Annotated in this window: 7 protein-coding genes; 1 reads left to right on the forward strand and 6 read right to left on the reverse strand. The window is 47.1% G+C overall.

Annotated elements, in window-relative coordinates; genetic code table 11:
• Positions 1-1,397: EAL domain-containing protein (locus Q0389_RS09855; RefSeq protein WP_298693838.1), on the forward strand; the 1,397-nt coding region annotated here is incomplete at its 5' end.
• Here Q0389_RS09855 and Q0389_RS09860 read toward each other — a convergent pair.
• The 6 genes from Q0389_RS09860 to Q0389_RS09885 are packed head-to-tail and all read right to left on the reverse strand — an operon-like array spanning position 1,394 to position 7,280.
• On the reverse strand, positions 1,394-2,473 hold the full coding sequence (locus Q0389_RS09860; RefSeq protein ID WP_298693839.1) for a hypothetical protein: 1,080 nt from the start codon (positions 2,471-2,473) through the stop codon (positions 1,394-1,396). The two genes, Q0389_RS09855 and Q0389_RS09860, sit on opposite strands and share 4 nt — an antisense overlap.
• Before the next feature lie 8 nt (positions 2,474-2,481).
• A complete protein-coding gene (locus Q0389_RS09865; protein ID WP_298693841.1) occupies positions 2,482-2,772 on the reverse strand; it encodes a Dabb family protein in 291 nt (96 codons plus the stop codon).
• Between the two features lie 10 nt (positions 2,773-2,782).
• Complete coding sequence (locus Q0389_RS09870) at positions 2,783-4,132, reverse strand: SLC13 family permease (RefSeq protein ID WP_298693842.1); 1,350 nt, start codon at positions 4,130-4,132, stop codon at positions 2,783-2,785.
• A 3-nt stretch (positions 4,133-4,135) separates the two neighbouring features.
• Positions 4,136-5,026 (reverse strand): NAD(P)H-dependent glycerol-3-phosphate dehydrogenase, encoded by an 891-nt coding sequence (locus Q0389_RS09875; RefSeq protein WP_298693843.1) that lies wholly within the window; start codon positions 5,024-5,026, stop codon positions 4,136-4,138.
• Positions 5,023-5,724, reverse strand: coding sequence for an NAD-binding protein (locus Q0389_RS09880; RefSeq protein ID WP_298693845.1), 702 nt, complete (start codon positions 5,722-5,724; stop codon positions 5,023-5,025). The genes Q0389_RS09875 and Q0389_RS09880 overlap by 4 nt, the downstream gene beginning before the upstream one ends.
• Positions 5,721-7,280 (reverse strand): ion transporter, encoded by a 1,560-nt coding sequence (locus Q0389_RS09885; RefSeq protein ID WP_298693846.1) that lies wholly within the window; start codon positions 7,278-7,280, stop codon positions 5,721-5,723. The genes Q0389_RS09880 and Q0389_RS09885 overlap by 4 nt, the downstream gene beginning before the upstream one ends.
• Between the last annotated feature and the right edge of the window lie 660 nt (positions 7,281-7,940).

The raw sequence follows: 7,940 nt of genomic DNA on the forward strand, positions 1-7,940 counted from the left end.
ATTCGATCGCCAACTACATACTCGATCCCCTCCGCCGCAGCGGATTTATCCACGATCATAAAACCCTCCACGCCATTGCAGAGAGTACGACTATCTTTTTTAATCGCGGCGAATATCTGTACGCTTTGGAACTCTATCTTGATTTGCGCTCTTTTACCCTGCGACTAAGAGAGCAATTTCATTTTCTTTTTCTACGCGAAAAACTTGAACTGCTTAAAATCGATTCGTTGACAGGACTATTGAACCGTTTTAGTCTGATTGACGATTTGCAACAGCATCAGGGAGCGTGTTACGTCGTTTTAAATATTCGCGATTTTTCCAAAATGAATATGCTCTACGGAAGAGGATACGGAGACGAGATTATTCTCAGCGTTGCCGATGTCCTCCAAAACTATGTCCCGTTTAAAAATATCTATCGCTTTTACGCCGATGAGTTTGCCTTTATCGTTAATCCCGAAATATGCCCGAACGTACCCGCTATTCTTGGTAAGATTGAAGAGGAACTCGAACGAAACGAACGGATATTGACGACAATCGTCTTTTACGGCGCGTACGGGATTATCAACGATTCGATTTTTGATCGCTGCGAATATGCGATGATGAGCCGTCATGAACGGCGTGAACGCTTTATCAATGCCGATATTATTCTTCCCGAAGAGATCGACAGATTTACCGAAAATCTCACTATCTCCCAAAAACTCCGCATCGCCTTCGTAACCGATAACATCGTCCCTTATTTTCAACCCATCGTTTCGGCGACGGATCAACATGTGTTGAAATACGAAGCGCTGATGCGGGTGATCGACGAAAAAGGGGACGTATTAACGCCCGGCTCTTTTCTTCCGGTATTAGAGCATATGTATATCTATCCCGAATGTACAAAAATGATCTGTAAAAAAGTATTTGAGGCTTTCGAGCACCGAAAAGAGGGATTTTCGATCAACTTTTCGATCAGCGATATACAAAACGACGACACCCGACTTTTTTTATTCGCATTATTCGAAAAATACCCTGAAACCGCGAGTCGGTGTACTGTCGAGCTGCTTGAGACGCAAGCGGTCATCGATTATAAACGGGTCAACGACTTTTTTACTCTCCTCAAAAGCTATAAGGTAAAAAGTGCTTTGGACGATTTCGGAGCGGGGTTTTCCAATTTTGCCTACGTGTTCAATCTCAACATCGACTATATCAAAATAGACGGATCGATCATCCAGCGCCTTGAAGATCCTAAAATGGCACTTTTAGCCAAAACGATCGTTTCGATGGCGCATGATCTTGGGATTATGACGATTGCCGAGTTTGTAAGCAGCCCGAAATTACACGAAGAGTGTATCGCCGTCGGCATCGATTTGCTCCAAGGATATGACATCGCACTCCCCTCTCCGGTAATCGATTAATCGGTCGTTACGGCAATATCGAACTTATCTTTCATATACGTTTGAGCAGCTTCGTCGTCCATATTTATCGTCTGTGCCAATGCGTTTTGGATATCCAGGAGAGAAAGATTATTTTGATTCTCTCCGCGCAACGTAATCTCTCGTGCGTCCCCTCGGAGTACTTTAATCACGGCACGGGTCAACTCTTTTTCGACTAGCCCGGGTGTCGTTGCCAAATCCCCTTCAAACCGTTTCGCAATCGCCGCATTGATCGCTTTTGATGCTTTAGGTTTGTCCTCCATATCGTTCGGTGTCAACGAAAACTCTTTCAAAAACACCTCTTGATCTTCAAGCGGCAACGTACTCAAAAAACTTTTAACCGATTCGAACGTCACATCAGAGACGGCTTTATTCTCGAGACTCAAAGAAAAATGTTGCAAAATCATCGAATCGGGGTCATTTGCGGCAATTTTATCCGCTTTCATCGAAAATTCTATCGGCATCACATCATTGTCTATCCGCAGCCGTCCGATTTCAAAATGATCCATCAAGGACGAACTTCCTTCCACTTCGGCCTGAAAAGCCAGATCAAACGCATTGAGTTTTGCAAGCGTGTTTTCCTGAAAAGCGTTGCTCACGTTATGGGCGATCATTTGTGCCATCAGAGGTTTAGGGAGGATCACCCGCTGCGCGTCGATATCGATGGAAGCTTTGACTTTTTCCCCTTTCGACAGCCCTTTGAGCGTTCGCAGTTCTGTCACGTCACCCAAACGCAAAGAAGCGATAGAGAGCTGTTCCTGCCCCATTACCGATACTTTAATATTGTCCAGCGTACAATCAGTAGAGAATATTCCGCTGCACTCAATTCCGTCATAATTAAGCTCTCCTCCGATGAGTACGAGACTTTTTTTGTATTCGTCGATCGCTTTTACCAGTTCTTCTTTCACCCGTTCGTTTTTATAATGCGACAGGGCTCCTACTGCGACGATGATCATGGCGGCACCGATGGCAATAGGTACTTTATACGCCTTTAAAATCTCTTTCCAATTTTTGGAACCGTTTTCGTTTGATCCGGTATCGATGATATCTTCGTGCACGTTTACCCTTATTTGACGTAATCGACGACTTTAGAGAGCGTCGTAACCTCTTTGATGATATTCACCACTTCCAAATGGGCCGGGTGGACGGCATAGGTACTCAATCCCTCCTGATCGGCAAACGTCGACGTCAAAACCATGTCAAACGATCTTTCAGAACGGCTGATGTCGATCCCCACTTCCATGCTTTTGAGCGTCTCTACCTTCGAGAGAAGCCCTTCCAGCATCGTTTTTACCCGTACCATATTGGCCTCTTTATTCTCTTCTTTAAATACAAACATCACGATGTGAACCAACATTCTTTCTCCTTTATATAAATTTTGTCCAATAAAAATAGGCAAACAGCACGATCAGCACGATCCCTATGAGATTAAGTGCCATACCGTATCGTGCCATCTCTTTTACTTTAATGATCCCCGTCCCCATCACGATTGCATTAGGAGGGGTAGCGATCGGGAGCATAAACGCGTAGCTCGCACTGATCGTCGCCACCATCATCAACAGAGTCGGATCCATGCCGTTTTGAGTCGAAAACGCATAGATCACAGGAAGCATAACCGAAATCAATGCCGTGTTGGAAGTGATTTCGGTCGTAAACGTAATCAGCGTCGCGATTGCCAGCATAATGATCCATGGAGCAAAGGTTCCCAACACTGCCAAACTCTGTGCCGTCGTATCGGCCAAACCGGTTTGCGAAAAGGCCTTTGCGATCGCAAATCCCGCCCCGAACAAAAACATGATCCGAAACGGGATTTTCCCTTTGTCTTCATTCCATTCCAAAAGATTCATCCCCGGCAAAAACAGCAGAAGCCCGAAAGTGAGCATTACCCCCTCTTCCGCCAGCCCTAATCCGTTCCAGTAAGGATGAATCGGCGTATTCAAAAACAAAATCCCCATCAACAGTCCCAAAAGACTCAATACTTTGGCCTGAGAAAACGTAAGCGGCGGATGCGATTCGCTCGCGTGGGAGGGTTCATCTCCCAGGCCGCGTCCCAGAATCCACCCCATGATCGCAAGCATCACAAACGCCAACGGAGCTACCATCGCGACCCACTGAACAAACGGCATCACGGGGAGAGCATGTTCGACTTGTACCCCGAGCAAAATAAGATTCGGCGGTGTCCCCACAGGGGTCATAATCCCTCCGATACTTGCTCCGTATGCAATCGCAAGCAGATAACGCATCTGTATGCGAGGGATATCGGAAAGAAATAGCCCCATCGAGATCAACAGCAGCGTCGTCGTCGTATTGGACAGAAGCGAGCTGAGCATTGCCGAGGTAAACGCCAATGCGAAAATAACCCCTTTGGCCGTTTTAGGAAAGAGATTGAGCAGATGGTGGGCCATCCATCGATGCAATCCGCTTTTTTCCACCGCAATCGCGAGTAAAAACCCTCCGAAAAAAAGATAGACGATCGGATTAGCGTAATTCAGCGACGTCGTTTTCGTATCGGTGATTCCGAAGGCCGGAAAAAGGATGATCGGCAGCAGCGAGACGACTGCCATCGGCAAAACTTCGTTGCTCCACAATGCCACCAGCAATACGATAGAGCCTAGCAATGCCGACTGCGGCAAAGTCAATCCGAAGATGAAGCTCAGCCCTATCACTGCAGAAGCTGTCGCTACGGATAAAAAGAGTTTTCCGGATGCTTCGCCCATTGCTTAGCGCTCGATCAAATCACGCAGGCTTTGGCGCGGCGATTTGCCCTCTAATATCGCGTATACTTCCGCAGCAATCGGAAGATAAAGACCGCGTGCAAGCGCTATTTCATGCAAGGCATATGCCGTTCCGATCCCTTCGCTCACCTCGCCGATCTGTGCACATACCGCCTCCTTGCTCAATCCTTCCGCAAGCCCCAATCCGACACGATAGTTGCGCGACATCGTCGAACTCGCGGTCAAAAATAAATCTCCCGCACCGCTAAGTCCCAGAAAACTCTCGCTCATCGCACCGTACCCCCGTCCGAAACGCTCCATTTCGACCAATCCCCGGGCGATCAGGCTCGCTGCGGCGTTATGACCTAGCCCCAGCCCTTCGCAAATGCCCGCGGCAATTGCGATGACGTTTTTATAAGCCCCCGTAATCTCGGCACCGATAACGTCTTCACTCACATACGTTCGGATAAACTTCGGAAAAAGAGCCGAAAAAGCTTTCGCCGTTTCTCTCGATACCGAGTTGATGACCAATGCGGTCGGAAGAGATTGGATCACCTCTGCGGCAAACGACGGTCCTGAGAGAAATGCGAGATTCTCTTCAGGAAGATACTCTGCATAGATTTCGTTTAAAAAACGGCCGCTGGAAGCCTCGATCCCTTTAGCCGCGACCAAAACTTTTTGTCCCGAAAAGACAAAGTTTTCTGCCAGCCACTGCCCTATTTGCTGGGCGGGGACCGTTATCACGAGATATTCGCACTGTAAGACTTCGTCCAGACTTTTGAAATTATCCCAATCCCGACGCGTTCGCGATGTAATAATGACCTTATTCTTTTCACTCAGGGCAAATGCAAGCGCCTGACCCCATTTTCCGGCACCGATAACTCCGATTGTACTCATTGTTGCACCCCTATGGCTTCCGAGAGAATAGCGATTTTGTCATCATACCCGATCACGACCAAAATATCCTCGGGATCGATGTGGTGATTGTGCCCTTTTGAGGTAAAACTAAACGTCGCCGAGAGTTCATGGTCAACGACGGCGATGACGATCACGTCAAATTCGCTTGCCCAGTCGATATCGTACAGATATTTTCCAACCAAAAAAGAGTCTTTCGGAACCGTTATCTGGGCGATTTTGAGCGCCGAATTTTCATATAAAATATCGTGGATTACCTCATTTACAATCGGTTTTTCCAACATTTCCGAAATGACTCCCGCCGTGATCTGTAAAATCGGCATCACTTTATTCGCCCCGGCACTTTTGAGTTTGCGCGCGCTCTCATGTTCTCCGGCCAATGCGATAATCGGCAAATGCCAGAAAACCGATCGGAGCGAAATCGTCAAAAATACGTTTTCGGCATCGTTATGCAGTGCGCAAAATACGATCAAAGAATTCAAATCGAACCGTCGCTGAATCGACTGCCAGTTTTCTCCCAGATCGAAAAGTTCCCCTTCGTATCCTGCCGCATGCACGGAAGCGAGTTCTTCCTCGCTCATCACAAAAATCTCGAAGTTCGGATACTCTCCCGAAATTTGACGGATGATTTGTTTGGCATACTCGTTAAATCCGAATACGATGGCACTGTTGTATTTCATCGCCGCCCTTTTTGATAGGTCATCGCTTTAAACTCATCGATCAGGGCGCGCGTTCCGATCACGATCGCAACATCTCCCGCCTCGATATCCACAGTAGCGTCGGGATTGAAAAAAAACGATTTTTTGACGGTTTTATAAAGTCCCAGAACTATCAGGCGTTTTTGGAACAGCGGAAGGGTAATCGTGTCGAAAAAGCGGTTGCGGGTATAATTATCCAAAGCGATCTCTTCGATATAGACTCCGCTCTTCTCGGCACGCAAAGCGTTGATAACATCGAATGCGACCGGTTTGCCGCTCACCTGCTTGCTCATGAGCCCTATAAGCTCCTGCGTATAGACGATTTTATTAATCCCGGCCAAGAGCAGTTTACGACGGTTTTCCACTTGATTCAGTATCGATAGTATCTCGATGCCTGCCGAGAGTTCCCGAACGGTCAACGCCGTGTAAACATTCAGAACATCGCTTTCTTGAAACAACAAGACCGATTCTACCTGCCGTTCAAAATCAATTTTGAGGGTCTGATAGGTCGCCAAAGACGAAGAATCCATCGCCAAAGCGGTAATCCCCGCTTTGTGTGCTTCTTGTGCTTTGGCGGTGTCTTTTTCCAAAACCACCACTGTTTTACCGCTTTTATGAAATCGCAGCACGACTTCGCGCGTCAGCGGAGAATACCCGCAAACGATATAAAAACGGCTCAGTTTCGAGACATCGTCCACCAGCTTGTCATCTTTAATCTCATCCAGTTTTTCGGTAAACGCCGATACGACGATCGAGGTCGCAAACGACATGACGGCGATACCCGCGACGATGATGACCATCGCAACCGTCCGCCCCTCTTCCGTCACCGGAACGAAATCCCCGTAACCGACGGTAAAAATCGTAACGACCGACCAATACACGGCATCAAAAAGCGTATTGATCGGTGATTCGGGGTTGTTCGCTTCCATGATATAGATCAACACGGAAGAGACGACGATAATCACGGTAGCGAAGAGGCCGAGGGTGAAAATCTCAAATTTTTTGGAAGAGAGGATCGAAACGAACTGCGTCAAGCTTTTCGTATAGCGAAACAGTTTGAAAACCCGAAACAAGATAAAGATACGCAACATTCTAAGCTCATGGAAAAACGGCATAATGGCGAGCAAATCGATAATTGCCGACGGAGAAAATACATATCCCGCTTTACTGGAGAGCGTTTGGCGCACGGCACTCCTCCATCCGAATGAGCGCTGCAAAAACAAATCGTGTTCATATTGTTCTATGATAATCTTGGAGACATCGCTGTAGACCCATAAACGGAGCAGATATTCGGCTAAAAAAATGAGGGAAATGACATAGCTGTTAAAAAAAAGCCATTCGGCACTCATCTCGTGTTTGACGTGACGAATCAAGATATAGACACTGAGAACGATCAGCGCCATCATCACATAATCGAAAAACTTTTTATACGGATAAGAAGGGTTTTCCAGAAGATTATGAAAAAACTTTTTGTAATGACGGTATCGGGGCGATGTATGGAGTAAAAAAGCAAATCCTACTATCCATCGTCCGATCACGGGAGCTCTTATTGGGCCAGTTTGGCTTGGAGAATTTCATTCAGCGTATTCGGATTCGCGGAACCTTTCGATGCTTTCATCGCCTGACCGACAAAGAAACCGAAGAGTTTATCTTTCCCTGATTTGTATTCGGCGACTTTATCCGCGTTAGCGCTCAAAATCTCATCGATAAGCGCTTCGAGAGCCCCCGTATCGCTCACCTGTTTGAGTCCGAGTTTTTCGACTACTTCATCGATATCTCCGCCCTTATCGAGCAGATAATCCAAAACTTCTTTGGCCGCTTTACCGCTGATAACAGACTCTTCGATCCGCTTAACCAATGTTCCGAGCATCACCGCACTGATCGGTGAGGTGGATGGGCTCACCCCGCCGCTCAAACGGCCTGCTAACTCGACGGTAAGCCATGTGACGGCATTTTTTGCCGTAATCCCCTGTTCCAGCATCTCTTCGAAATAATGGGCGGTTTCGAGTTCTGCCGTGATAACGGAGGCATTATAGTCGTTAATTCCGAACTCCTTTACAAAGCGCTCTTTTTTAGCGTCAGGAAGTTCAGGAATCGTGCAGATATCAGCGTACATCGCATCGTCGACAATGACCTTGAGCAAATCGGGTAGATCGGAAGAGCACACGTCTGAACTCCAGTCACATTCCTTTATCTCG

The sequence above is a fragment of the uncultured Sulfuricurvum sp. genome (assembly GCF_937936435.1).
In the GTDB taxonomy this organism is placed as follows: domain Bacteria; phylum Campylobacterota; class Campylobacteria; order Campylobacterales; family Sulfurimonadaceae; genus Sulfuricurvum.